At 59.8% G+C, this 26,527-nt stretch carries 20 protein-coding genes and 1 pseudogene; 9 read left to right on the top strand and 12 right to left on the bottom strand.

What is annotated here, in order from left to right:
• Positions 1–3: 3 nt before the first annotated feature.
• Genes NR164_RS01960 through arnC form a run of 7 tightly spaced genes read right to left on the bottom strand, consistent with a single transcriptional unit; the run spans position 4 to position 7,695 of the window.
• Positions 4–1,383: a UDP-glucose/GDP-mannose dehydrogenase family protein gene (locus NR164_RS01960; protein WP_046383496.1), complete on the bottom strand. Its 1,380-nt coding sequence runs from the start codon at positions 1,381–1,383 to the stop codon at positions 4–6.
• A complete protein-coding gene (arnF, locus tag NR164_RS01965) occupies positions 1,380–1,793 on the bottom strand; it encodes a 4-amino-4-deoxy-L-arabinose-phosphoundecaprenol flippase subunit ArnF (RefSeq protein ID WP_046489489.1) in 414 nt (137 codons plus the stop codon). Before arnF ends, NR164_RS01960 begins: the two co-directional genes overlap by 4 nt.
• Positions 1,790–2,137 (bottom strand): 4-amino-4-deoxy-L-arabinose-phosphoundecaprenol flippase subunit ArnE, encoded by a 348-nt coding sequence (gene arnE, locus NR164_RS01970; RefSeq protein WP_017846250.1) that lies wholly within the window; start codon positions 2,135–2,137, stop codon positions 1,790–1,792. Before arnE ends, arnF begins: the two co-directional genes overlap by 4 nt.
• Positions 2,134–3,789, bottom strand: coding sequence for a lipid IV(A) 4-amino-4-deoxy-L-arabinosyltransferase (arnT, locus tag NR164_RS01975; protein ID WP_256822188.1), 1,656 nt, complete (start codon positions 3,787–3,789; stop codon positions 2,134–2,136). Before arnT ends, arnE begins: the two co-directional genes overlap by 4 nt.
• Positions 3,786–4,670, bottom strand: coding sequence for a 4-deoxy-4-formamido-L-arabinose-phosphoundecaprenol deformylase (arnD, locus tag NR164_RS01980; RefSeq protein ID WP_046489491.1), 885 nt, complete (start codon positions 4,668–4,670; stop codon positions 3,786–3,788). Before arnD ends, arnT begins: the two co-directional genes overlap by 4 nt.
• Positions 4,670–6,661 (bottom strand): bifunctional UDP-4-amino-4-deoxy-L-arabinose formyltransferase/UDP-glucuronic acid oxidase ArnA, encoded by a 1,992-nt coding sequence (gene arnA / locus NR164_RS01985; protein ID WP_104903216.1) that lies wholly within the window; start codon positions 6,659–6,661, stop codon positions 4,670–4,672. Before arnA ends, arnD begins: the two co-directional genes overlap by 1 nt.
• On the bottom strand, positions 6,658–7,695 hold the full coding sequence (gene arnC / locus NR164_RS01990) for an undecaprenyl-phosphate 4-deoxy-4-formamido-L-arabinose transferase (RefSeq protein ID WP_032804319.1): 1,038 nt from the start codon (positions 7,693–7,695) through the stop codon (positions 6,658–6,660). The genes arnA and arnC overlap by 4 nt, the downstream gene beginning before the upstream one ends.
• 512 nt (positions 7,696–8,207) lie before the next feature.
• Here arnC and NR164_RS01995 point away from each other — a divergent pair.
• Positions 8,208–9,020, top strand: a complete 813-nt coding sequence (locus NR164_RS01995) for a M949_RS01915 family surface polysaccharide biosynthesis protein (protein ID WP_079443863.1) — start codon at positions 8,208–8,210, stop codon at positions 9,018–9,020.
• A 108-nt stretch (positions 9,021–9,128) separates the two neighbouring features.
• Complete coding sequence (gene xerC / locus NR164_RS02000; protein ID WP_017846244.1) at positions 9,129–10,043, top strand: tyrosine recombinase XerC; 915 nt, start codon at positions 9,129–9,131, stop codon at positions 10,041–10,043.
• A gap of 43 nt (positions 10,044–10,086) precedes the next feature.
• Here xerC and NR164_RS02005 read toward each other — a convergent pair whose 3' ends face one another.
• Positions 10,087–11,298 carry a multidrug effflux MFS transporter gene (locus NR164_RS02005; RefSeq protein WP_256822189.1) on the bottom strand — a complete coding sequence of 404 codons (1,212 nt, stop codon included), beginning with the start codon at positions 11,296–11,298 and terminating at the stop codon, positions 10,087–10,089.
• Between the two features lie 199 nt (positions 11,299–11,497).
• Here NR164_RS02005 and NR164_RS30420 point away from each other — a divergent pair.
• Both NR164_RS30420 and NR164_RS30425 read left to right on the top strand, forming a co-directional pair.
• Positions 11,498–12,253, top strand: a pseudogene (locus tag NR164_RS30420) (HAMP domain-containing protein); the annotation flags it as partial.
• 132 nt (positions 12,254–12,385) lie between these two features.
• On the top strand, positions 12,386–13,111 hold the full coding sequence (locus NR164_RS30425; protein ID WP_370737550.1) for a methyl-accepting chemotaxis protein: 726 nt from the start codon (positions 12,386–12,388) through the stop codon (positions 13,109–13,111).
• Between the two features lie 104 nt (positions 13,112–13,215).
• On the opposite strand, the gene NR164_RS02015 is transcribed toward NR164_RS30425, so the two are convergent.
• The 3 genes from NR164_RS02015 to NR164_RS02025 form a co-directional block, all read right to left on the bottom strand.
• Positions 13,216–14,229, bottom strand: a complete 1,014-nt coding sequence (locus NR164_RS02015) for a fimbrial protein (RefSeq protein WP_256822190.1) — start codon at positions 14,227–14,229, stop codon at positions 13,216–13,218.
• A gap of 390 nt (positions 14,230–14,619) precedes the next feature.
• Complete coding sequence (locus NR164_RS02020) at positions 14,620–15,690, bottom strand: linear amide C-N hydrolase (RefSeq protein ID WP_256822191.1); 1,071 nt, start codon at positions 15,688–15,690, stop codon at positions 14,620–14,622.
• Positions 15,691–15,712: 22 nt separating this feature from the next.
• Positions 15,713–16,567: a hypothetical protein gene (locus NR164_RS02025; RefSeq protein ID WP_372340275.1), complete on the bottom strand. Its 855-nt coding sequence runs from the start codon at positions 16,565–16,567 to the stop codon at positions 15,713–15,715.
• A gap of 257 nt (positions 16,568–16,824) precedes the next feature.
• On the opposite strand from NR164_RS02025, the gene NR164_RS02030 reads away from it, so the two are divergent.
• On the top strand, positions 16,825–17,499 hold the full coding sequence (locus NR164_RS02030) for a response regulator transcription factor (protein ID WP_256822192.1): 675 nt from the start codon (positions 16,825–16,827) through the stop codon (positions 17,497–17,499).
• Between the two features lie 66 nt (positions 17,500–17,565).
• On the top strand, positions 17,566–18,495 hold the full coding sequence (locus NR164_RS02035) for an EAL domain-containing protein (protein WP_256822193.1): 930 nt from the start codon (positions 17,566–17,568) through the stop codon (positions 18,493–18,495).
• Here the strand turns inward: NR164_RS02035 and NR164_RS02040 are convergent.
• Entirely contained in the window at positions 18,458–19,135 is a 678-nt protein-coding gene (locus NR164_RS02040; protein ID WP_017846236.1) for a response regulator transcription factor, read from the bottom strand. The genes NR164_RS02035 and NR164_RS02040 overlap by 38 nt on opposite strands.
• Before the next feature lie 246 nt (positions 19,136–19,381).
• Between NR164_RS02040 and NR164_RS02045 the strand changes: the two genes are divergently transcribed.
• From NR164_RS02045 to NR164_RS02055, 3 genes are all read left to right on the top strand, one after another.
• Entirely contained in the window at positions 19,382–22,153 is a 2,772-nt protein-coding gene (locus NR164_RS02045) for an ATP-binding protein (protein WP_256822194.1), read from the top strand.
• 75 nt (positions 22,154–22,228) lie between these two features.
• Positions 22,229–25,672 carry an ATP-binding protein gene (locus NR164_RS02050; RefSeq protein WP_256822195.1) on the top strand — a complete coding sequence of 1,148 codons (3,444 nt, stop codon included), beginning with the start codon at positions 22,229–22,231 and terminating at the stop codon, positions 25,670–25,672.
• A gap of 268 nt (positions 25,673–25,940) precedes the next feature.
• On the top strand, positions 25,941–26,516 hold the full coding sequence (locus tag NR164_RS02055) for a fimbrial protein (RefSeq protein ID WP_026139933.1): 576 nt from the start codon (positions 25,941–25,943) through the stop codon (positions 26,514–26,516).
• Positions 26,517–26,527: the final 11 nt, after the last annotated feature.

Raw genomic sequence — 26,527 nt, forward strand, 5'->3', positions numbered from 1 at the left:
TTGTCAGGCTTCCCCTGCTTGCGGCACCCACTGTTGCTGGGGAATCGGCAACTGGCAGGAGTCGCCACGGCCCATCGGGAAGTACTGGAAGCCTTTGCGCGCCAGGCGCTCGCCGTCGTACAGGTTGCGCCCATCGAAGATCACCGGAGTGTTCAGGCGTTGGTGGATCAGGTCGAAGTCCGGTGCCTTGAACTGCTGCCATTCCGTGCAGATGATCAGCGCATCGGCGCCGCTCAGGGTGGATTCCGGAGTGCCCATCAGCATCAGCCGTGGGTCGTCGCCGTAGATCCGCAGGGTTTCCTGCATGGCTTCCGGGTCAAACGCGCGCACATTGGCGCCGGCTGCCCACAGCGCTTCCATCAACACGCGGCTCGGGGCATCGCGCATGTCGTCGGTGTTGGGCTTGAAGGCCAGGCCCCACAGGGCGAAGGTCTTGCCGCGCAGGTCGCCCTTGAAGAAGGCGTTGATGCGCTCAAACAGCTTGCTCTTCTGGCGCTGGTTGATCGCTTCGACGGCTTCGAGCAGGTCGCTCGAGCAATGGGCCTGCTTGGCGCTGTGGATCAGGGCGCGCATGTCCTTGGGGAAGCACGAGCCGCCGTAGCCGCAGCCTGGGTAGATGAAGTGATAGCCGATGCGCGAGTCGGCGCCGATGCCCAGGCGTATCGCTTCGATGTCCGCCCCCAGGTGTTCGGCCAGTTCGGCGATCTGGTTGATGAAGCTGATCTTGGTGGCCAGCATGCAGTTGGCGGCGTACTTGGTCAGTTCGGCGCTGCGCAGGTCCATGAAGATGATGCGATCGTGGTTGCGGTTGAAGGGCGCGTACAGGTCGCGCATGACTTCGCGCACTTCTTCACGCTCGCAGCCGATGATGATGCGGTCCGGGCGACGGCAGTCGGCAACCGCCGAACCTTCCTTGAGGAATTCCGGGTTGGAGACGATATCGAACTCCAGGTGCCGGCCGGTCCCGTGCAGGGCCTTTTCGATATGGGCGCGCAAGGTGTCGCCGGTGCCGACGGGTACAGTGGATTTTTCCACGAGGATCACCGGCTCAACGCGATGGCGGGCAACTGCATCGCCGACCGACAGCACGTATTTCAAGTCCGCCGAACCGTCTTCATCCGACGGCGTACCTACCGCGATAAACAGCACTTCGCCATGTTCGACGGCGAGCTTTTCATCGAAGGTGAAGCTCAGTCGTCCGCTTTCAAGGTTCTCCTTGACCATCGCCGCCAACCCTGGCTCGAAAATGCTCACATGGCCCTGCTGCAATTGCCTGACCTTGTGTTGATCAACGTCCATGCAGATGACATCGTGACCGACTTCGGCCAATACAGTGGCCTGTACCAGACCGACGTAACCACTACCAAATACACTGATTTTCATGGGGCATTCCTGGGGCTTGCTGTGCTAGCACGACGAGAGTTAATAACCAGTACACCGAGGATGACCAAGGCCACCCCCAGGGTTTTTGAAAGCGAAAAATGTTCGTTGAACACCGGCAGGCTGGCGGCCAACAGGTAGACCAGCGCGTAGCTGATGCTGAGCAGCGAATAGGCGCGGCCCAGGGGCAAATCCTTGAGCGCACAGAGCCAGCACAGCATCGACAGCGCATAAGCGAGGATTGCCAGGCTCACCACGCCGAGGGCGCCCAGGTCGATGGCGTTGCTGCTGAATGCGCCGAGCCATTCGTCCGGCAGGGGCAGGCGCGTCATGCTCCAGCGCATCCCCAACTGGGCGGCGCTGACCAGGCCGACACTGCCCAGGGCGAAGGCAAACCCGCGAGCCCGGCTCATACCTGGCGCCCCAGCAGCACGACGCCGGCAATCACCAGCGCCACACCCAGCCAATGCCGGGTGTCGATATGCTCCTTGAATACGAAGCGCGCCATTAACGTGACCAAGACGAAATTGAGGCTGAGCATCGGGTAGGCAATCCCGACTTCGAGGCGCTGCAGCACCAGCAGCCAGACCAACAGGCCAAAACCCAGGCACAACAGCGCGGCCCACAACCAGGCAGAGCGCAGTTTCAGGGCCCAACCGTCAGGCTGGTCGCGCCAGCTTTCCACGGCGAACTTCTGAGCGACCTGGCCCATGCAAGTGAGCAGGCAGGCGGCCAATAACAGGAACAGGGTGATCATGGCGCAACCTGCGGGAAAATCAGGATCACGATATTGCCTTGCTCATAGCGCTTGCCATCCGGGGGCAGCAGGTTCACTTCGGCGATCTCCTCGTCACCCTTGACGCGCATCACCACGCCCACGGAGCCTTGCCGGCGGGCCTCGTTCATCCATTGCTGGACCTGGGTCATGTCGACCTTGCGCTGGGCGGCGTCCGGGTAGGCGAGGCCGTATTTCACTTCGCCGATGGTGTTATAGAGGGTGATGTCGGTGCGTTGCAGGCGCCAGGCCAAGGCCGATGCCGCGCCGAGGTCATTGCTGAGCAGGGCGGATGTCGGTTGCAGTTCCTGCAGGTGGTCGATGATGAATTGATCCGGCGTCTTGTTGTACACCACCGAATGGGGCAGCGCGGCCGGGGCCAATGCCAACAGCAACCAGCTGCCCAGCGCCGGCGCGGCCCACAGTTTCAGTGGGCGTGCAACCTGCAACAGGTTGGCGATGATCCAGCCGAACAGGCCGGTGAATACCAGCACCAGGCTGAGGGTTTCCTGGCCGTGTTCGTACAGCGGTTTTTTCAGTTGGAACCACGTCAGCGCGAGCAAGGCCACGACACCGAGGATCAGGTTCAGCCAGCCGTTGATGCGCAAGGCACGGTCACGCGCCTGGGCCAGTTTGTCGGTGAGCGCGTTCCCCATGAGCAACGCCAGCGGCAGCAGGCACGGCATGATGTAGGACGGCAGCTTACCTTTGGCCAGGCTGAACAGTGCCAGCGGCATCAGCAGCCACAACAGCAGGAATGCGGTGCCGGGCGCGCGCTTCTGCTGCCAGGCCTGCTTGACGGTGGACGGCAACAGCGCCACCCACGGCAGGCTGAATGCGACCAGCAGCGGCAGGTAGTACCAGAATGGCTCGGCGTGCTGCGCGTCTGCGCCGGCAAAGCGTTGGATATGCTCATGCCAAAAGAAGAAGTTCCAGAAATCCGGCTCCTGACTCTGCACCGCAAGCGCCCAGGGCAGGCTGATGACAATCGCCACGGCGACGGCGACCAGGCCGTAACCGAGCAGCTCGCGCAAGCGCTTCTGCCAGATCGCGTAGGGCAGGGCGATCAGCACCGGCAGCAGCCAGGCGAGGAAGCCTTTGGTCATGAAACCCATGCCACAGGCAACCCCAAGCAGCGCCCAGGACCCGACGCGACCGTTGCGGGTGGTGCTGTCGAAGCAAAACCACAGCGCCACGCCGGTCAGGTTGACCCAGAAGGTGAACTGCGGGTCCAGGTTGGCATAACCGCCCAGCGCCACGACGCTGACAAAGCTCATGTACAGCACTGTGCTGACCAGGCTCTTGTGCGGGTCATTCCACAACCGGCGCGACACCAGGTACACCAGCAGAATGCTGAGCCCGGTGCTCAAGGCCGACGCAAAGCGCACGCCGAACAGGTTTTGCCCGAAGATCGCCTGGCCCAGCGCGATCATCCAGTAACCGGCAGCCGGTTTTTCGAAATAGCGAATGCCCATAAAGTGCGGCGACGCCCATTTGCCGGTCAGCAGCATTTCCTGGCTGATCTGTGCATAGCGGGTTTCATCCGGAATCCACAGGCCATGGGTGGCCAGGGGTAACAGATAAAATGCGCCGAATGCCAACAGCAGCAGGGGCAGCGCCCAACGGCGGATCATGCCTGCTGCACTCCGAGCCAACCCTCACGGCCGCTCAGGGCGCCGCGCACCAGTTGTTGCTGGGGCAGGGTGGAGACGTCCGCCGGGAGCAGATCGCCCAGCGGTTTGAAATGGATGCCGCGCTGCCCTGCCTGGGCGAGCAACTGGCGAAAATCGTTGGCCATCAGAATCCCTTCTACTTCTGCGTGGATCGTGTAGACGTTCAGCTTCGACTCTGCGAAGCGGTCGAGAATGAACCCGTTGAAATCCTTGGCAGCCACCACCGGCCCGACGACTTCGTCGAAGGTCGGCAGGTCTACCGGAATCTGTGGGGTGCCCGCGCTGCCATCGGCCAGGGTCGGACGAAACAGGCTGGTGCCCCGGCAATCGCTGTTGTAGCGAAAGTTGAAGGCTTGCTTGGCTTGCACCACGCGTTCATCGGCGCGCCAACCGGCGGCCGCTGAACAGTCGATACGTTCACCGAGGATGTCGCTCAAGGTGTCCACACCGCGTCGGACCTGCTCGATCAACTGTGCGTCGCTCCAACGTCCGGCGTTGGCCTGCCAGCCATGGTGATCCCAGGCGTGCAGGCCGACTTCATGCCCGGCGGCCTTGGCCTGGCGCATCAAGTGCCCCAGGTCGCGGCCGATCGGCTTGCCCGGCCAGGCGGTGCCGGCGAGCAAGATATCCCAGCCATACAGGCCGGCGGCGTTGGAACGCAGCATCTTCCACAGAAATTGCGGGCGGATCAGGCGCCACAAGTGGCGCCCCATATTGTCCGGCCCGACACTGAAGAAGAACGTTGCTTTTACCCCGGCTTCATCCAGGGACTCGAGCAACCGTGGCACGCCTTCGCGGGTGCCGCGGTAGGTGTCGACATCAATGCGAAGACCTGCCTGCATCAGCGCTTGTCCGCGATTTCGAGCATGGCTTCACGCAGGAAGAAATCCAGGGTGTTGCCGATGGTTTCGCTCATCTCCACGGTCGGCTCCCAGTTCAGCAGGCGCTTGGCGTTTTCGATGCTTGGTTTGCGGTGGGCCACGTCCTGGTAACCGGTGCCGTAGAACGCCTTGCTTTCCACATCGCGGAAACCGGCGAACGGCGGGAAGTTGCCGCGCAGCGGGTGAGCTTCGAACTGACGCAGCAGTTCTTCGCCCAACTGGCGGATGCTCGCTTCGTTTTCCGGGTTGCCGATGTTGATGATCTGGCCGTTGCACGCATCGTTGTCGTTATCGATGATGCGCGCCAGGGCTTCGATGCCGTCGGCGATGTCGGTGAAGCAGCGTTTCTGCTCGCCACCGTCGAACAGGCGGATCGGCGTACCTTCCACCAGGTTCAGGATCAACTGGGTGATCGCACGGGAGCTGCCGATACGTGCCGAGTCCAGGCGGTCCAGACGCGGGCCCATCCAGTTGAATGGACGGAACAGGGTGAACTTCAGGCCCTTGGCGCCGTAGGCCCAGATCACACGGTCTAGCAGTTGCTTGGAGACCGAGTAGATCCAGCGTTGCTTGTTGACCGGGCCGACCACCAGGTTGGAGGTGTCTTCGTCGAAGTACTGGTCCTGGCACATGCCATAGACTTCAGAAGTCGACGGGAAGATCACGCGCTTGTTGTACTTGACGCAGTAGCGCACCAGCTTGAGGTTCTCTTCGAAGTCCAGCTCGAACACGCGTAGCGGGTTGCGGGTGTATTCGATCGGGGTAGCGATGGCCACCAACGGCAGGACCACGTCGCACTTCTTGATGTGGTACTCGATCCACTCGGTGTGAATGCTGATATCGCCTTCCACGTAATGGAAGTTCGGGTGGCTGCGCAGGCGCTCGATGGCGTCGGAGCCGATGTCCAGGCCGTAGACTTCGTAACGGTCGTCACGCAGCAGGCGTTCGGACAGGTGGTTACCGATAAAGCCGTTCACGCCCAGGATCAGCACGCGGGTGCGACGTGGCTTGCGGCCGGACTCGGCGCCGCGCAGGACGGAACCGTCTACCAGGCCCAATTCGTTGGCCAGGGACGGGCCGGCCAGGTACAGACCGTTGTCGTTGCGCTGACCGAACTTGATCACCAGCGAGTCTTCACCGCACGCGATGCGCAGCGGGTTGACGCTGATCACGCGGCCAGGCGCCAGGCCTTCGTTGCCCTGGACCACTTCGGCTTGCCACACGATCAGCTTGTGCTCGCCCACGGCGCAGAAAGCGCCCGGATACGGTTGCGTCACGGCGCGCACCAGGTTGAACAGTTCTTCAGCCGGTTTTTGCCATTCCAACTTGCCATCCGCTGGAGTGCGGCGGCCGAAATAAGTGGCCTTGCTTTCGTCCTGGGCGGTTTCCGCCAGTTTGCCCGCGGCCAGTTGCGGCAAGGCGTCGCGCAGCAGGCTGCTGGCGGCGTCACGCAGTTTGGCGTGCAGGGTCAGGCCGGTGTCGGAACGCTCGATCGCGACTTTCTGCTGGGCCAGGATCGCGCCGGCATCGGCACGCTTGACCATGCGGTGCAGGGTCACGCCGGTTTCGGTTTCGCCCTTGACCAGCACCCAGTTGGCGGGCGCGCGGCCACGGTATTTCGGCAGCAGCGAGCCGTGCAGGTTGAACGCCCCTTTGCGCGCGGTGGCCAGCAGGGGTTCGCTCAGCAGGTTGCGGTAGTAGAAGGAGAAGATGAAATCCGGGTTGAGCTTGGCGATGCGCTCGATCCACAGCGGGTGGTTGGCGTCTTCCGGTGCATGCACCGGGATGCCTTTGCGGGCGCACAGTTGCGCGACGGAACCGTAGAAATTGTTTTCCTTGGGGTCATCGGCATGGGTGAACACGGCAGCAATGTCGTAACCGGCAGTCAGCAGGGCTTCAATGCCAGCACAGCCAATATCGTGGTAAGCGAAGACAACAGCTTTTGAATTCATGACGAAACCTGATCGGAAGGGGAAGTAGTGGTGGTATGGGAGGACACCATGCCGTCAACGACGACCACGGGTGCCGGTGCTGCCGGTTGATTGCGCAGCACTTTTTCAATAAAGAACCGGGGACGGGCGCGGACATCGCTGTACATGCGGCCCAGGTATTCACCCAAGAGGCCCATGCCGATGAACTGGCCGCCGGTGAACACGAACAGCACCGCGAACAGCACGAACGTACCGCCGCCGGCCCATTGGGCGCCGAAGGCCAGGCGCAGGACGATCAGCGCAACGGCGAACAGCACGCCCAGGCCCGCCAGGCTGAAGCCGACGATGGACAGCAGGCGCAGCGGGGTGGTGGTCATGCAGGTCAGCAGGTCGAACATCAGGCTGATCAGGCGCATGGCGCTGTATTTGGATTCGCCGTGTTCGCGCTCAGCATGGTGTACGAGGATTTCAGTCGTGTGACGGGCAAAACCGTTGGCCAGGATCGGAATAAACGTGCTGCGTTCGCGGCAGGCGAGCATGGCGTCGACGATGGTGCGGCGGTACGCGCGCAGCATGCAGCCGTAGTCACTCATGGCAACGCCGGTCGAACGCTGCACGGCCAGGTTGATCAGGCGCGACGGCCAGCGGCGGAAGGCCGAGTCCTGGCGGTTGTTGCGCACGGTGGCAACCACGTCGTAGCCCAGCGCGGCTTGTTCCACCAGGCGCGGGATTTCTTCCGGGGGGTTCTGCAGGTCGGCGTCGAGGGTAATCACCACATCGCCCCGGCACTGCTCGAAACCGGCCATGATTGCCGCATGCTGACCATAGTTGCGATTGAGGATCACCGCGACCACATTGCTGCCGTCTTCGGCGGCGGCGTCTTCGAGCAATTGTGCGGATTTGTCGCGGCTACCGTCATCCACCAGGATGATTTCGTATTCGTAGGCCAGTTGCTTGCAGGCTGCCGTCGTGCGACGCAGCAATTCAGGCAGGCTTTCTTGTTCGTTGTAGACCGGGATGACGATCGACACACAATGAATAGGGTAGGGTTTCAAAGATTCATGACCTCGGGGTTTGAGCAACTTGGAGCGTAAAGACAACAGTCACTGGCCGAAAAGGCGGGTGTCTGGTTGAACCTGGTGTGGAGTTGGTGTGTTCATCCGACCATCCTGATGGGTTATTGAGATCTTCCATGTGCCACCGAGAGTAAAGATCAAAAATTACAAAGATAAAGACGAATCAACAAGTTACTCGGCACAGTGCGGTTCGTTCTCAAGTTCTGCGGCCAAGATTAAGCGTAAAAATGTTCAACGAATATGAAAGCCGTATGAAAAACTCGTTTATTTGACAGGTAGACAGCTAGGGTTCAGCTACACAACTAAGGCTCTGAGGGTGTTGTTTATTTAGCGTAATAGGAACGTTTTGCATGACGCCGGGCTCCACTGAGTAGGCGCGGATCTGCGTGGTGCGTGGCGGCAGTGTCTGCTACGTGTGTTTATTGAAGAATCTTCTCTGCATTGCGCCTCAAGTGCCGGTAAAGTAAGCCATCTCTTGCCAGGGTACTCGGATGAATAGCGTGCAGCGTTTAGGCGGCCAATGGCGGCCGGTGTTGATGGGATTGTTGATGAGCGCAGCCTGCGTCACCACCGCATGCGCCGATGACGCAGTGGCGCTGACCACGGTGGTCCAACTGCCGGAAGGGGTTGAAGTGCGCGGCAAGGAAGTTGCCGCCTACACCTGGGACGACCGCCAGGGCAAGAACCTGCTGGTGTTGGCCGAGCAAATCAGCGAACGCGAGGATGACGGCACCCAGTCGGCGTTTGTCTACGCGGCCCAGTATCTGATCGACGGTGACCGCCCCAAGCGCATGTGGATGCTCTACGACGACGTGCAGCACTGTGAATTCGATGCCGCGCTGCGCTTCGACATGGCGGCGACCAAAGTCACCGACCTAGCCGGCGACGGCACCACCCAGGCTACGGTGGGTTACACGCGCACCTGCACCAGTGATGTCAGCCCCAATGAATTCAAACTGATCATGCATGTCGGCAAGGCGCAGAAGTACCGCCTGCGCGGGGTCGACCGGGTCGGCGCCGCCTGGTGGGACGAAGAGGCCGGGGCACTGCGTGGCATGCCGCTGCCCAGGGATTGCAGCGTCGCCGGGCAACAAGCGTTGGTCAGCCAGTACAAGGAGCAGGGCACCGAGTTGCCTTTGCCGGGTTGCTACAGCGACGAGAAAGACTTTGCCAAGGCGCCGGAGGCCTACCTGACGTTCATGCGTCAGCACTGGTTCGCGCTGATGCAGAAACAGGATGCTGAATGGGGCCAGGCGCAGACCCCCTCCCAGGAGCCGACCGAGGACGAAGAGACCGCCCCGTGATTTGGCGCCAGGGCCGATCGTGCGTTAGACTCGGCCGTCGCCAATTCAATAAATACCTCGAATAAACAATTAGTTACTCGAGGTATTTAATCCAAAGGCTGATCTACCTTGACTGAGTCTATCCGCAACCCTCTGACCCTCTACCTCACCCGCCTGGCGCCCTCCAGCCAACTGACCATGCGTTACGTGCTGCAGGATGCCGCCGACCGCCTGGGCTTCGAGGACATCAACCTTGAGGAGATCGACTGGCACCTGCTGCAACCCGAACAGGTGATCGCGCTGGTTGCGGCCTTGCGCGAGGACGGCTACGCGCCCAATACCTCATCGCTGTATGTCAACGCTGTGCGCGGGGTCATGAACGAAGCCTGGCGCATGAGCCTGATCAGCCAGGAACACCTGCTGAAAATACGCACGGTCAAGGCTGCGCCCGGTACACGCCTGAGCCAGGGGCGCAATCTGCGTCGCACGTTGATCCGCGAAATGATGGATGTGTGCGCTGCCGATCCGCGCCCCCAGGGCCTGCGCGATGCTGCAGTGATCGGCATCTTGTATGGCTCAGGCATGCGCAAGTCGGAGTCGGTCAACCTCGACCTGGCGCAGATCAACTTTGGCGAGCGCAGCTTGCGCGTGATCGGCAAGGGCAACAAGGAACTGATCAAGTACGCGCCGGGCTGGGCCTTTGCCAAATTACAGGCCTGGCTCGAATTCCGGCGCGAACAGCTCAAGGAAGGCGAGCCAGACGATGCGTTCCTGTTCAACCGCATTCGCCGGGGCAGCCACATCACCCGCGAACGCATCACCAAGCATGCGATTTACTACATCGCCCGCCAGCGCGGTCAGCAAGTCGGGGTGACGATCATGCCCCATGATTTCCGGCGGTCTTTCATCACGCGGGTGATCGAGGAACATGATCTGTCGATTGCACAAAAACTTGCGCACCACACCAATATCCAGACCACCGCCAGCTATGACATGCGCGACGACAATGAGCGCCGGCGCGCGGTGGATCGGTTTGACCTGTAGCCGCCGGCGAGCGCGGTCGCCGCGTTCCATCCTCGGGCATGGCTCAGGAGGAAGGCGGAGCGCCGGGCAGCAAGTGCGCCGGTAAACGGCGCAAGGTCCACAACGTGGTGAACATTGCCGCGACCGCACACAGGGCGATGCCAATCAACATCGGCGCCGGGGTGTGATCGGCGAAGATTCCCACCAGGGTCATGGAGACCGCGGCCGTGATCATCTGGATCGCGCCGAGCAGTGCCGACGCGGAACCCGCCACCGCGCCATGATCCTCCAGGGACAACACACCGGCCGCCGGTAACAGCAAACCGAGAAAGCCGAAACCGATAAACAGCAGTGTCATCATCAAGGCCAGGTGATTGCCCCACAGCGTGGTGGCGGCCAACACCACCATGACCGCCGCCACGCCCACCACCGACCAGCGAATCAGCGGTGCCAGCCCGAAGCGTGCGCTCAGGCGGGCGGTGAGCTGGCTCATGGCAAAAAACGACGCCGCGTTCAGCGCAAAGCACAGGCTGAATTGGGTCGGGGTCAACCCGAAGTACTCGATGTATACGAACGGCGCGCTGCCGATAAACACAAAGAACGTTGCCAGGCCGAACCCGCACACCACCGATAAACCGATGAACACCGGGTCGCGCAACAACGCCCCATAACTGCTGAATGCATGCCCCAGGGTCTTGCCCAGTCGGCGCTCGGCGGGGTGGGTTTCAGGCAATTGCACGATGGTCATGCCCAGGCACAACACGGCCACCACCGCCAGCACGGCAAACACCTCGCGCCAACTCCAGAGCGCAATCACCAGGCTACCGGCCAATGGCGCGAGGATCGGCGACACACTCATCACCAACATCAGCAAAGCCATCAGGCGTGCCGCTTCATGGCCGGTATACAGGTCTCGCACAATCGCCCGCGGAATCACCATCCCCGCGCATGCGCCGAACGCCTGCACGGCGCGAAAACCAATCAGCACTTCGATGCTCGGCGCCAGGGCGCAGCCGATACTGCCCACGGCGAAGATCACCAACCCGGCATAGATCGGCGGCTTGCGCCCGAACACATCACTGATCGGGCCATAAAATAGCTGGCAGACGCCGATGATCATGAAGAACACCGTGAGGCTCATCTGCACCGCTGCCGGCGAGGCCTGCAGGCTGGCGCCCAGGGTCGGCAGCGCTGGCAGGTAGATATCGATGGCAAAGGGGCCGACGGCCGTGATCAGACCTAGCAGCAAAGCAAGGCGGGCGATACGTTTAGGCATGGGCAGTTCCGGGTGAAGCAAAGGTCGGTCAGCTTAAAGAACCGCCCCCGCGCAAACAAGGCGGGGAAGGCTTTGAGTTTATCTGCGCAGATCTGCGCAATTGAGCTTCAATAACAGGGAGCCTATGCCGATAACAGTATCAGTGACGCTCTAGCGGTTGGGTTCCCAACCGGCTGTCCAGGCTACGGGGATGACCAGCATGACGATCAAATTACGCTTGTGGCTATTGATTGCGACCGGGTTGCTCACCGCTTTGATCATGAGCCTGGCCGGTTACCTGGGAAACGTCCGGATGGCCGATGCCGTGCAGGATAACGAGATCAGCATGACGGTGCTGCGCAACCACATGGAAGCCGACATGATGCACGACGCCCTGCGCGCCGATGTGTTGTCGGCGATGTTGGTCGGGTTGGGTAAAAGCACCAGCACCAAGGCCGAGGTCGGCAACTCGCTCAAGGAGCATGCCGAGCACTTTCGCCAGGTGCTGGAGGACAACCTCAAGCTGCCGCTGGGCGATGCGCTCAAGACCAGCCTGGAAAAAATCAAACCCAGCCTGGATACCTATATCAGCGCTGCTGAACGCATTGCGGCACTCGCGCTGGACAACCCGGAGGCCGCTCGCGGCGAACTGGAGACCTTCAATACAGCCTTCAGCCAGTTGGAAGGTCAGCTGGCGAGCCTCAGCGAGCTGATCGAAACCAATACGCAGCAAACCAGCATCGGCACCCGACAAACCATCAGCAACGCCAACTTCACCTTGGGCGTGGTGTTGATTGCGAGCCTGCTGCTGCTCCTGGCGCAGGGCCGCTGGGTTACCCGGAGCATCATGGGGCCGTTGCAGGCCGCAAGCCGCATCGCCGACAGCATCGCCCGTGGCAATTTGAGCGAACCGATTGTCGAGCCCCAGCGCAAGGACGAGGCCAGCGCGCTGATACGCAGCCTCGGCACCATGCAGCGGGACCTGCGCGGCATGATCGAAGTGGTGCGCAGCAATGCCCATGGCGTCAATGGCATGAGCGAGCAACTGAGCCAGGGTTGCCATGAGGTGGCGGGCAGCAGTCAGCAGCAAAGTAGCGCCGCCAGCACCATGGCGGCGGCGGCCAGTGAAATGACCGCCAGTATCGAGGAAATCACCCAACATGCGGCGCGCGCACTGAACATGGCCAACCAGGCAGAAGCCTTGGCCAAGGACGGCGGTCGGGTGATCCACCAAGTGGTCAGTGACATGGCTGGCATTGCCCGTTCGGCGCAGCAGTCGGCTCACGTCATCCGCACGCTGGACAAGGAGTCCGAGGCAATCTTCAGCATTATCCAGGTCATCAAGGGCATTGCCGATCAAACCAATCTGCTGGCCCTGAATGCCGCGATCGAAGCCGCCCGTGCCGGTGAACAGGGGCGCGGTTTTGCGGTAGTCGCCGATGAAGTGCGCAGCCTGGCCGGACGCACCAGCGCCTCGACCCAGGAAATTGCCAGCATGGTCGGCCGTATCCAGCAAAACACCCGCGAAGCGGTGACCAGCATGGAGGAGGGCGTCACACAAGTGGACAAGGGCATGGCCGTGACCGCCGAAGTCGAGCGCGCAATCCGCGAGATTCTCCAGGCCACCCTCAACACCACCGAGTTGGTCAACGACATCTCCCGCACCATCAGCGAGCAAAGCCTGGCCAGTAACGAAATTGCCCATCAAGTGGAGATGATTGCCAGCATGTCGCAGCGCAACAGCCAGGTGATCGGCACGACGGCCTCGACGACGGACGAGTTGTCTGCGTTGGCGGGGAAATTGTCGCAGTCGGTGGATCGATTTCGGCTCTGAGCATCACCGCTGATTTAGACAACTCGACTCAATCCTAACGCCAGCAGCCATCGGCAATTCGTGATGGCTGAGGGATGAGGTTTGGCTGTTTGGTAGGCTGGCGGCTAGGGATATACGATCGTGACAGTCGCCATTGCAGTGACCGCTCCAGCGGGTGCGGTATCGACACCCGGCATCCGCACGTACTGTGCTGTAAAGGGCATGGTATATGAGGCCCCCGCAGCAGCCGAGGAATTGCCATATTGAATCGGTGCCTGCGAAGGCAGCGTACTGCCTGTTGGCGTAGGGCCGAATGTGATCGGGGCTGTCTCGTTGCTGTGGTAGAGGCGTACCCCCACTTTATTGTCTGCACTTGGCTGCAGATAGTTCTGCTGACTACCGGTGTGAAGCGCATCGGTGAAATAGGTGGAATAAACCGCGCCTTTGCCGCAAGCCGAGGCTGTGATCGAAAACGCCATTTCGCCCACCGTGCCCGCGCTGCGTGTACTGCCTTGCGAGGCAATCTGCGACTGTGTGGCGGAGTTGAGTTTGACCGTCTGATTCAGTTCACCGGCGCTGAACTTGCAGGTGGGCAGGTCCTTGGGCAGTGCTGATTGCAACTGAGGCAAGTTCAACGCGTAGTTGGAACCTCTAAAACAATTGATTGTGCTCTGTGTCCCCGTCGAGTCCGGGTAAACATACATGCCCACAAGAAGTTGTGGCCCGCGCTGGGCGGCCATGTACTGCGACAGAAGTGTGGTTGTCGTATCATTGGCCGCATATTTGGCCGCGTCGACGATGACCAGTTCATACTGCGCATAATAGGTAACGCTGCCATTATAACGAATGAAATTGGTGGAGGTTGGCAGATAAGCATAGGCGACGTCGAGCGTATTGGGGGCAAGTATGACTGGCGTATAACTAATTACTCTCGTGAGTATGTTGGACGTCAGTGAGGTTATCGTCATCCTGCCGCCGATACCGGACGTGGTGGAAAGTGGCACCGAATTGGTACTTGTGTCGTAATTCGGGTAGCTGCCCCCGGCGTTTGTCTGTATCCCCCATGAATACACGGAGTCCGCACCGGTGGTGCTGTTTCCGCCGCCGCGGATATTCGTCAAGGTGATTGGCAATTTCATGGTGATGGAAGCTAATACCGTACCATTGCCAAATGTCGCCGGCTGCTTGATATCCCAGCCCCCCGACGCTTGAAAGCTCGATGCGGAACAAGAGCCTATCTCCGCGTATACCGGGGAAACCCAGAGCGCACCCAGAATCAACGTGACTGCACTGCACAACTTAGCTAGACGGACACCCCAAGAGTTCAAAAGGTTGGCTAGTCTAGGCTCTGAATATTTCATCAAAATGCCCTCTGAAATTGGCCTGATATGCGTGGTATGGACTAAATATAGTTTGGCTGAAAACCTCCACGCGAGAACGCAAGTTTAAGTTAGTTTAAAAGTGCATCTAGCCGCTGTATATCGGACAAGTATTAAAAACGCTGGCAAGCCAGGTTCTGCACGATGGGATTAACCCCCTTCGAACTTGAACGGAGGTGTCACTTTGAACTCGCGCGACACTTCGCCGGAAAAGATATTCGACTGATCCTTGCCCAGGTCCAGTTTCATGACGCTGCCCGTGCCGGGGGAAAAATCGATCTTTTTCAAATCGACCCAGAAGGTATTGGGCGTCAGGGCCGATTCGAAGAAATACAACTTGCGTTGATGATCCACCACCGAACGCCAGCGGGTGGAGGAGATGTTCGGCTCCCCTGGCGTGGAGATGCCGTAGGGCACCGACACGTTCCTGATCACGCTGAATACACTGGCCAGCGACACCTGCGGGTTCTCGGTCTTGGGAATCGCGTTGACATAAAAGGACGCCCGGGCGAAGCGGTCAGCCGCACGGTTGGTGCCCGGCAACATGACTGTCCCGCCGATGGATTTCCAATAGGCATTGAGGGCCAGCTGTTGATCAAAGGTCGGTGAGTTGGTCATGACCTGGAACTCCCGACCATGGTGAATCACCGGTTTTCCCTTGATGTACTCGATGATCGCGCTGTCGCCTGACGCATCGGACAGGGACAGATGCAGGGTCGCCAGGCGAGTGTCCCCGGGAACCTTGGACGTCACCAGGGTGAACGGTTCTTTCTTCAGCGCCTCCACGGCCTCAGCCACCGTGGCGTAGTTGTCCAGTACGTATTGCGCCCAGGCGGCGATGCTCAGTCCGGGCTTAGTGCTTTTGGCCGTTGGGTATTCCGACTCCACCAGCCACAGCAGGTTGGCGACCAAACCGGCCTCGTTGACCCCGTCGGTGGTGGCGATGTCATAACCCGAAGCAATCACGCTCCCATAACGCGAAGTCCACTTGATCGAACCTGCGCCCACTTCGCCATTACGCTGCATACCCTGGGGAAAGATCCACAGGTTGGTCGCTACATCGGTTTTCCAGTCCATGGAGCGCGCGGTGATCACCGTCTGGTTATCCCCCAGGTAGGTCAGTCGCGTGCAGGCCTGGGCCACCGGCAGACACAGCATGAATCCTGCCAGGCCAAGGGCTAGCGCGCGGGTGATGGGTTTACGCAACTGTGCTCCCTTCATTGTATGACTCCTCAACTGCTGATCAGAAACGCACGGACAGGCCGATTGCCGGGCCGCGCTGGGTAACGTCGTACTTGAACGTATTACCGGTGAAATCGTGAGTCTGATATTTCTGTGATAACACTCGATAGCCCGCTCGCAGCGTAGTTGGGTATTGGAACAGGTGGGTCCGATACCCCAAATACCCCTGGGCGCTGTAACTGCTCTTCGTCGCGGTATCGAAGCCGCCGACGTCCACTTCGCCGGAGGCCGTCCAACGTTCATCAAGATCCGTCAGCATCCGCACGCCCAAGAACGGATCGCTCCATTGCGCTTTCTTGCGGGTGGCAAAGCCGATGCTGTCGATCTCCAGTTTGCTCGCCAGGCGGGTCCAACGTACCCCGGCAGTCGGTTCCACGCGCCAGGCGCGCGGGTCGCCGAAAATCGTCGTGCCGCCGAGCGCTTGCTCATGGGCGAGGTAATAGACCCCCGCCGCGATGGTGGTCTGCGTGATGTTGAGTCCAGCCTTCTGGCCCAACACCCGGTGGGACTCATGAGTATCGGCATGGACTCCATCGACATAGAAGCCGAGGCTGCGGTTGGTGACGTCGAGATTACCCATGAAGACCGAGCGCAAGTTGTTCAAGGTTTCAGAAAACGGCACGTCGACGTGGGTGCTTACACCGCCGAGCGTCGCCTGGCCGGACATCGAAGGTGCCCACGCAAATGGGCTGACAAGCACGCGCCAGGGCGCATCGCCATGTGCGGATGCAGCGCTCGAGTCAGCCGCCTGGGCCTGTTGCCATTGCATGGAAAAACAACTGATGGCAATCAGGATATAGATCATTTTTGTTTTAGCGCACTTGAATGTCATGGCCGGATTTTTCCACTTTTGCACAATGGGTTCGCTCCGAAAAGTCATCGCCAAACCAAGGTTTTCCGGTGGTTTTCGAGATTAACAAGAGAAAGATATGAAGCGAGCCTGAACTTTATCGTGAATTTACTAGCGCCAGAAGATAGACGGACTTGCATTCGTTCCAGTCTTATTTGTTTGCACTAAAAAAGCAGACGGGTACGAGAGTCTGCAAGGTGGCAGGCCACTATATTAGTCCTCTGATAACGATTGGGCCTAACCATCAACTAGTTGCGAATATCATGAAAATCAATCTCATTATTGCTGATGATCACCCAGTGTTAATCTCGGGTATACAACATGAGTTGTCCAGCATTCATACGCTGCAGGTGGTGGGAACTGCCAACAACTCTACTGAAATAATGGAGCTGCTCGCCAAGGAACAATGCGACATCCTGATCACGGATTATGTGATGCCTGGCGGTGAGTTTGGTGATGGGATGACCATGCTCTCGTTTCTGCGCCGGCGCTACCCGAGCCTGAAGATCATCGTGTTCACCATGATCGACAGCCAGATCATGCTGACCGAGTTGATCAAGCTCGGCGTACACTCGGTATTAAACAAATCGGAGCATATCAGTCACCTGATATTTGCCATTCATGCACTCTACGCGGGGGCCACTTATTTTTCGCCGAAACCCCATCCCGGCAACGATCTCAACCCTGCCCAGACCCGCACGACGCGGCGTTTATCCAGGCGCGAGGCAGAAGTCATTCGGTTGTATGTGTCTGGACGCTCGGTCAATGAAATTGCCAGCGAATTCAATCGAAGCAAGCAGACCATCAGTTCGCAAAAAACCAGCGCCATGCGCAAACTGGGCATCAAGCGTGACGTTGAACTGATTCGCTTCGCCCGTGAAATGGGATTAGTTACCACCATGCGCTCAGATGATTGCTTTGAGGAAAAACTCGATTAATTAAGAACGCCATGATGAATGTTTTTGATACTTGTCTCATTGTTCGAGCATATGACGACCTGAATAATGAGTCGCGTCGCCACCCGCCAACTTTTCTTGGTTATGCAAAAGGCTTTATGGTTTTTTAACTCGCGTTACTGCAGTTGGTATTTCTCTATGTTTATTAAAAACAGTCTTGAGCCTGGGTTGAATGACCAGGACTTCATCCATGCCATTACTGGCGGCCGGGCTTTTCGCGTGGTCTTGCAGCCCCAGCATGATCTGCTGACCGGCGCCCTGGTCGGCGCTGAAGCCCTGGCCCGCTGGGACCATCCACAACACGGCGAAATTGCGCCCTCGCTGTTCATACCTGCCTTGACCCGGCTGGGGGGCGAGCCCGGGCTGTTCAAACAGGTGGTCAGGCAGATCCAGGCGGTATTGTGGGTGCTGGTCGAAGCGGATGCGGCATGCCCGATTTCAGTCAACACCTCGGTGGCGACGCTGTCGATTCCAGGCGTCTTGCGCGAGCTTGAGCGCAGCCTGAACGAAAGCCAGGTTTCGCCGCGCTTGATGAAAATCGAGATCACTGAAGACCTGGCGATCGATGATCTGCAAAGCCTCGCCGATGAACTCCATCGGATGCGCGCTCAAGGCTTCGGGATCAGCATGGATGACTTCGGCATCGGTACCTCCACGCTGGAGCGACTGACACAGTTGCCTTTCACCGAGCTCAAGATAGACCGCTCCTTTGTCCGCCGAATGCTGCATCAGCCAGCGGCGGGCGCTGTGGTGCGGGCGGCTCTGGAGTTGGGTAATACCCTGGGGATGGAGGTGGTGGCAGAAGGCGTCGAGTGCGCCGAACAGATCCACTTACTGCGAGAGTTCGGCGGGAGGGTGGGGCAAGGTTATGGACTGGGCGCCCCCATGGAAGTCGAGGCCTTCATTGCCTATGCGCTGGCTGCGGCGCGCCAGCAAGAGATCACTCCGGGGACGCGTCTGTCTCGCTGGAAGGCGTAGATGCCGTGGCGATACCGGTTTCGTAGGCGAAGCGAAACAGGTCGGCATCGCGCTCTATGCCCAACTTGCGCATGGCGCTGGTTTTTTGCGAGCTGATGGTTTGTTTTGAGCGGTGCAGTTGTTCCGCAATTTCGTTGATCGACTGACCGCCGACGTACAGCCTGACCACTTCCAACTCGCGTTTTGTCAGATCCAAGCCTTCATCCGCATTCCTATGGTGACCGGCAGAGCCCGTCCGTGAAATCTCGGAGGGGAAATAACGAGCGCCTGCATGCACAGCATGAATGGCCGATATCAGATGACGGGTTTCGTTGACCTTGCCCAGCACCGATTCCACCCCGAGTTTGGCCAGTTCTTGAACGATGGCGGGGCTATCCAATGTGGTGAATACGACAATCTTCAAGGTGGGAAAACAACGGCGCAAATAAGAAATGAAGGTCAACCCGTCGCCGTAGGCACCTCCAGGCATCGCGTAGTCGGTAACCAGGACATCGCAGGATTGGTGCTGCAACAACCCAACCAGTTCGCCAGAATCCCGGGCGACACCGACGACGTCAAGGGTCGGAATCGCTGCGAGATCATGTTGGATGCCCGACAAAAGGGCTGGGTGATCATCGGCCAGCAGAATACGGATCTTCATGATGCGCGCGCTTTACTCGTGGAAGGTGGAGAAACAATCGATTCAAACCGTCGGGAATTTATAACAACGCCAATCAGACACGGTAGCACTCGATTGTTCTTCGACGGAAGACACTAAGACCTCATTCATCAAAGTACTAAAAGTTGCGTAATGGGGCTAGTACTTGTCTGCAATGGGTCTCCAGCCGTCCTGAAAAAGTCTGACTCGGTTCATAGTATGCCCCTACTAAAGGATGAGCCCAGTGCTGTGACCAACGCCCAAATAAACGTCTTGACTCGCTATCGCCGTTTTCAGCGACTGCTGCTGTTTGGAGGAGGTCTGTTCACCACGCTGATGGTGTTGTTGACTTTCTCATTGGGGGTGCATGAGCGCTGGCGCACGCATCTGGAAGTGTTACGCCAGGTCTTTATCGTTAACCGCAATATTCTGGCGACACAGGACATGAGCGTACTGGTCACGCCATTCGATTTTTATGGCATGTGCAGCACTGTGCTGATTCTGCCGCGCAACGGCGACGTACAGGTCAGTGCCACCAACCCGTGCGATGACTCTCGCGACCTGGCGCCTGACTACCTGCATGATCTGGTCGATAACACATACTTGCCTCTGCAAGAGCGATACGGCGACGGGGTGTTCAGCCTCACGGGTATCGTCGCGGACAGCGATTGGGTCCTGGTGCATGCCTATAGCTCGCGCAGTATCGGCATCATCATCGGCCGGCAAGTGGGCATGGAGGGCGCGTTGACCCTGATAACGCTGATGTTGATGTGGCTGTTACTGATTGCTCTTAGGCTAGGGGTCTTTTCTCCGTTATTGAAATGGGCGCGGAGTGTCCACGAGAGTGAAAAACTCAACCGTATCTTGATCGACACCGTGCCGGTGGGATTGGGGGTGATTGCCCTGGATAGTGGCGAGGTACTGCTATGCAGCCCCACGATGCTGGAAACGGGTGAACGCTTAGCCCCTGTGGGCGCCCCCTTGTCGGCGGCCTTTATCAAACGGTATGACGAGTTGATGCTTGAATACCGCGGGCAACCAGGGAAACCGCCTGAGGCGTTCCATGAAGAGTTGAGCTTCACATTGCGCGATAACTCCAGGCTCGACTTGTCGGTGAGAATGGCGCGAGCACGCCACAAGGGGCGAGAGGTGCTGGTGACGGCATTCGCTGACATCACGGCGAAGATCCGGGTGACAGAACAGATGCGCGAAGCGCGCCAGCACGCCGATTCGGCCAATGCCGCGAAATCGGCGTTCCTCGCGGCCATGAGCCATGAGATCCGCACCCCCCTCAACGCTATCCTCGGCAATCTGGAGCTGCTGTCCCATTCCGCCCTCGATTGCGTGCAGCGCGATCGGCTGAACGTGATCCGCGCCTCCTCCGATGGCCTGCTGGCGACTATCAGCGATGTATTGGACTTCTCTAAAATCGAGGCCGGCGAGCTGTGTCTGGAGCACATCGAGTTTGATGCGCTGGAGGTGGTGTCCCGCGCGCTCATGATGTTCGCTCCAGTGGCGGCGGCCAAGGGCCTGCGATTGATGGGCGAATTGGGCCAGGCATCGACGCAGCCGATGCGCGGAGACCCGACCCGCCTCGGGCAGGTGATCTATAACCTGCTATCCAATGCCATCAAGTTCACTGAGTCCGGGCAGGTCCTGTTGCGCATGCTGACGGACGAGTCCAGGTCACAGTTGCTGATCGAGGTCCAGGATAGCGGCATCGGCTTGTCATCGGGGCAGTTGGCGCGCATGTTCCAGGCCTTTAGCCAAGCGGATGCGTCTATCAATCGCCGCTTTGGCGGTACCGGGTTGGGGCTGGCGTTGTGCTCGCGGCTGGTGCAGGCCATGGACGGCACATTGTCCGTCGTCAGCGAACTGGGGCAGGGCAGCCGTTTCATCCTGAGCCTGCCCCTGGGGGCGTGTACGCAAGTGCCATTGGTGCCGCGCTTCAATGGCCAGCACGTATTGCTGGTGGTGGCCTCGCATTCCGCCTGTGACTATGTCTGCGGCGTGTTGCAAGCGTGGGGCCTGCGTGTCACCTGCTACAGCCATCCCTCCCAGGTCGGATCAGAGGCAATTTCGACGGCGTCGATATTGATCCTCTGGGGGGAGCGGCACAGCTGGCACGCCGCTGAGGAAAATCGACTTGTGGAGGAGTCGTCGTGGGTCATCGATTGTGCTATCGATGGAACCCGGGAACCCTTGGTTGCTGGACGTCTGTTGAGTGTTTCGATGTTCGGGCTGCGTGGGCTGGTCGCAGGCTTGCGTCATGCGCTGCAAGGCAAAGCGTTGGCCGCGCCACAAAACGCCAGAAAAGTGCTGGTCAAGCCATTGCGGGTGCTGGTCGTCGAAGACAATCTATTGAACCGGGAGCTGTTCAGGGAGCAACTCAAGCTGCTGGGCTGTGCCCCGTTGGTGGTTGCGAATGGCGAGCAGGCGCTGGCATGGCTGGACGATCAACCGTTTGACGCACTGCTCACCGACCTGGCCATGCCCTTGCTCGATGGTTACGAATTGGCACGTCGGGTGCGGCAGCGCTGGCCCGATATGCCGGTGTTGGCGGTCACCGCCCATGTCACGATGCAGGACCGCAGGCGTTGCGAAAAGGCGGGCATGCTCCGCGTGCTGGGCAAACCCTTGTCGCTGAATGCACTGGCCCAGGCCCTGTCGGAAGTGACGGGCACCGAATGCACTTACTATGAGGTCGGTCAGGGCAGTGGGCTACTGGGTGGGCAGGTCATGCCGGACAGTATTCGCGAAATGTTCTGGGAGTCCTGCGAAAGCTCATTGGCCGTGCTGCGCCAGGCCAGGCGCGACGGTGATGTGCAGCAAATGCTCGCAGAGTTACACTCCCTGCGCGGCATGCTCGGGGTGTACCGGATGCGCGGGGTGAGCCGCAAGCTGATCGATGCGGAGAACGGGCTGAAGTGTGGGGCCGCTTCCGCGCTGGCGGAGGTGGACAGGCTGATGGCAGAACTGGCGGCAGAGATCAATCTGGCGCGCACCGCAGCTATCGCGTGAGCTTGCCGTTACCGCGTCTGAAAGCAGCGATCCATATTTCAGCAAATGAGTGCGCAGTGGGAGAACGTTCGAGCGATGACCACAACCTTTGACCAGGATGGTGTGCTGGCCCGCTTGCATCGCTATCAGACTATGTTGGTCATGGGCGGTGGCATTGCCATCACCGTGTTGGTGCTGCTGGCCGGGGTACTGGAAGTGGTTGCCTCGGTGATGACCTACGTTGCCCGGACCAACGAAGAAGTCTCCGTCGATGTGCGTCACGTAATGGACTTCACTGCGCGTGCCACGGCGACTTTACGCAACAATGTGCAGAACATGGAGCTTGCCTGGGAGCGTGCCGAGGCACCGGACAGCAAGCGTCTGCAGGCCTACATCGAAGCTGGCAAGCTGGTCCGCGTCAATGCGTCCGCTGCTGCGCCTTCGTTGCTGGTGCTCGGCAGCACCCACCAGGACGATCTCGCCCAGGCCTGGCGCTACATCGATCTGGCGCAGCAGATGGCGCCCGCCACCGCAGTGATAGCGGCCCGAAACGCCGGTGATCTCAGCGCCTACTTCTACAGCCCCGAACGTAGTGTTCTCATCCTCGCGGTTGCACCCTGGCCTGGAGCAGAGTGGCAGGCGCGTATCGCGGCGTCCCGCGACAGTCTGTTCGAAACCCTGACCCGTCAGAACGGACGCGCACTGCTCGCAGCGGACAACCCTGCGCGGAATAGCGCAAAGGGGCTGCCGGCATTTCAGTGGCTGGCGCCCTATGACAGCCCGCTCACCGGCGCTTCGGCGATTCGGGTGGCGGCACCGCTGATCGGCCGTGATCAGCACTCTTTCGGCACTCTGGTGTTCGAGCTGCCGCTGTCCAGCCTGGCAGCCAAGTTGCCGGACACCGGCCTGCAAGGCAGTTGCATGATTCTGGGCGCCGATGGCTCGCCGATCTTTTCCTGTCAGCAGGCGGGTGGGCCTCAAACCTTGAGCGAGGCCCAGCAGGCATTGGCTGACGGCTTGGGGCGCAGCCGCCAAACGACCTATCTGCAAGGCCATGTTCTCAGCGGCTGGCCGCTGGGAGACACCTCCTGGACGCTGGTGTACGCCCAGTCGTGGCAGCAGATCGCTAAAGGTGTTGCACCGCAGATCGCCGTCACCGCACTGACCTCGGCCCTGATCATCCTGGCCACCTGGCTGGTATTGCTGCTGGTCAAGTGGCGGTTGCTGGCGCCAGCCGTGGCGCAGTCGCGCCGGGTGTTTGAAAACGAGCAACTCAGCCGGATTCTGGTGGAGACCGCACCGATAGGGCTGGGCCTGATTGCTGTCGACAACGAACAACCGTTGCTGCGCAGCCCGGCGATGATCGACATGGCCCGGCATATCTCCCGCCCTGGAACCAGCTTGTCGGCACTGTTTGCCCGGCATTTCAAACAACGGCTGACACTGCCGGGCACGCCTCCGGTGCATACCATTCGCCAGGAAGACCTCGGTGTTTCCACCCTCGATGGCCAACACATCGACCTGTCGGTGAGCATCGCCCAGGCCCGTTACCAAGGTCGTGATGTGCTGGTGACGGCATTCACCGACGTGACCGCGAAAAAACGTCTTGAGCAGCAACTGCGTGAAGCACACCAGGCCGCGGACGCCGCCAATGCGGCCAAGTCCGGGTTCCTGGCGGCCATGAGCCACGAAATCCGCACGCCGTTGAACGCCATCCTGGGCAACCTCGAATTGCTTGCCTACTCGCCGCTCAACTCGCGCCAACGCGACCGCCTCAAGACCATCCAGACAACCTCCGATGCGTTGCTGGCGATCATCAGCGACGTCCTGGATTTTTCCAGAATCGAAGCCAATGAGTTACGCCTGGAGGACCTTGAGTTCGATGCCCTGGAGATCGCGTCTCGGGCGCTGATGATATTTGCGCCGGTCGCGCGGGCCAAGGGCCTGACGTTGCTCGGCGAATTCGAGGAGAGTGTTTCGTTGCCGATGCGCGGTGATCCTACGCGCATGGGGCAGGTGATCCATAACCTGCTGTCCAACGCCATCAAGTTTACGGACAAGGGCCAGGTACTGCTGCGCCTGACTGCGGATAAAGTTGCCCGCACCGTGACTATCGAGGTCGAGGACAGTGGGATCGGTCTGACCGCCGAGCAACAGGCGCGGCTGTTCAGTGCGTTCAGTCAGGCCGACGCCAGTATCAACCGTCGGTATGGCGGCACCGGATTGGGGTTGGCACTGTGCTCGCGCTTGACCCAGGCCATGGGCGGCAGCCTTGTGGTGCAAAGCGAGCATGGTCACGGCAGTCGATTTACCCTGCGCTTGCCTCTGGGAGCGGCGACCGGCCACCCGGATCTTCCGCGCTTCGAGTCTGAACGCGTGCTGTTGGTGGCGGCCTCGCCTGATTGCCGCACCTATTTGACCCGGGCTCTGTGCAGTTGGGGGTTACAGGTCCAGTCCTATGGTCACCCGGCACAATTGCAAGATGACCAGCTTGAGGGCGCCGACACCCTGATTCTGTGGGGCTCACGACAGACCTGGCATGCCGATGACGAAAACCGCCTGGTGGAAAAGTCTTCTTGGGTCATCGATTGCACGGAGGATGGCCCGGCCGAACCCGTGGCCGCCGGGCGCGTCCTCAGTGCGTCGGTGTTCGGTCTGCGCGGGCTGGCAGCGGCGTTGCGCTATGGCTTGCAAGGTCAACCGTTAGCGAAGGCGGAGCAAGGCATATCGGCACTGGCCAAACCGCTGAAGGTATTGATTGCGGAAGACAGCGCGGTCAACCGCCGACTGTTCGAGGAGCAGCTCAAGCGACTCGGATGCCTCGCCACCACAGTGGAGAGCGGGGCAAAAGCGCTGGCCTGTCTGGAGCAGGAGCCTTTCGATGTGTTGCTGACCGACCTGTCGATGCCGGATATGGACGGTTATGAGCTTGCCTTGCAGGTTCGCCAGCGATGGCCGGCACTCCCGGTGCTGGCGGTCACGGCGCACGTAACACCGCAGGAGCGCGCGCGCGGCGAAGACGTCGGCATGACTCGCGTGTTGAGCAAGCCGTTGTCGCTCAGGGACCTGGGCCAAGCCTTGTCCGAAGTGACCGGTACCGAGTGGGGGGGCAAGGCCTGGTCTGGCAATGAACTCCTAGCTGGCGACGCAGTGCCTGATGACATCCGGCGGGTGTTTCGCGAATCCTGCCAAGCATCGGTGGCAACCCTGTGTCGGGCCCGGGACGCGGACGATACCGCCGCGATCCTGGCAGAACTGCATGCGTTGCGTGGCGCCTTGGGCGTATTCAATATGCAACACATGGCCGCGCTGTGCATGGACCTGGAACAGGATGTGCGCGCCAACGGTGTAAGGGCTTGCAGCACCGGCGTGAAGCAATTGTGCGATGCGCTGCAAACCAGTGTGATCAGCCCCCCTGAATCATTGCATGATCTCCTGAAACGGATGTTATCCCTGGCGGATGCCAAGGCGCCCGAAGACGCCATGGCTCAAATCGCCGTGCTGGCGCGCCAAGCCCAACAACGTCTACGCGATGGTTGATCGCGGTGACTGACTGCTATGCGTCGCTCTCGGCGTTAGTTGCCTTTCCGAGGCCTCTCAGGCACGGAACTTGACCTGGATCAATAACGCTGTTAGTCCGCTGCGATTTTGCGCCGAAAGTTTAACTTCCGTACTGGTCCTACATAAAATTTATCTGCTTTTACTTAGTATTCGTTGGTGCCGGTAACGGCTATCGATCGATATGCAAAGGCCTGTGGGACTTCCATTGGCGGACGATATCTATACTCCATTAAAGCAGACACTGAATATGAAAAAGCTCTTTCTAAGCGTTGCAGTTATTTCGGCAATGGGGCTCTCGGCCATGGCCAACGCGGCTTCTACTCCTACTGTTGGTGCTACAGGCACTATCACTTTCAATGGCACTATCAGTGCCGATAGTTGTGTTGTTCATAGTGACGGCCCTGGCACTGCGGGCGGCAACCTGACTTACAACCTCGGGACTGTTCCAGTCAGCGCCCTGGGGACTGAAGCCAATCCAAGTGGCGGCGGTACCCTGACCGCGCTGCCGACAGACCTGAACTTGAGTGTGGAGTGCGGTTCGGCGGCAACCACCGTCGAACTGAAACTGACGCCGACTGCAGTCTCCGGCAAAGGTATTGCGGTGAGCGGTGGTGCGACCAACGTACAAATCATGTTGGTTGATACGCGTACCAGTACTCCGGCACCGCTTGACTTCACCTCAGGCAGCGCAACCTTGACCGGCGCGATCAGCGGTGGCAGCAGCAGTATCCCGCTGAAGGCTTACTACACCCACACGTCCTCGGGCGCGGCAACTGCGGGTCCGGCCAACGCAACCGTGGCCTACACCCTGTCTTACAACTAAGCCCTCGGCTT

The sequence above is a fragment of the Pseudomonas sp. Pse79 genome, assembly GCF_024519615.1.
Classification (GTDB): domain Bacteria; phylum Pseudomonadota; class Gammaproteobacteria; order Pseudomonadales; family Pseudomonadaceae; genus Aquipseudomonas; species Aquipseudomonas veronii.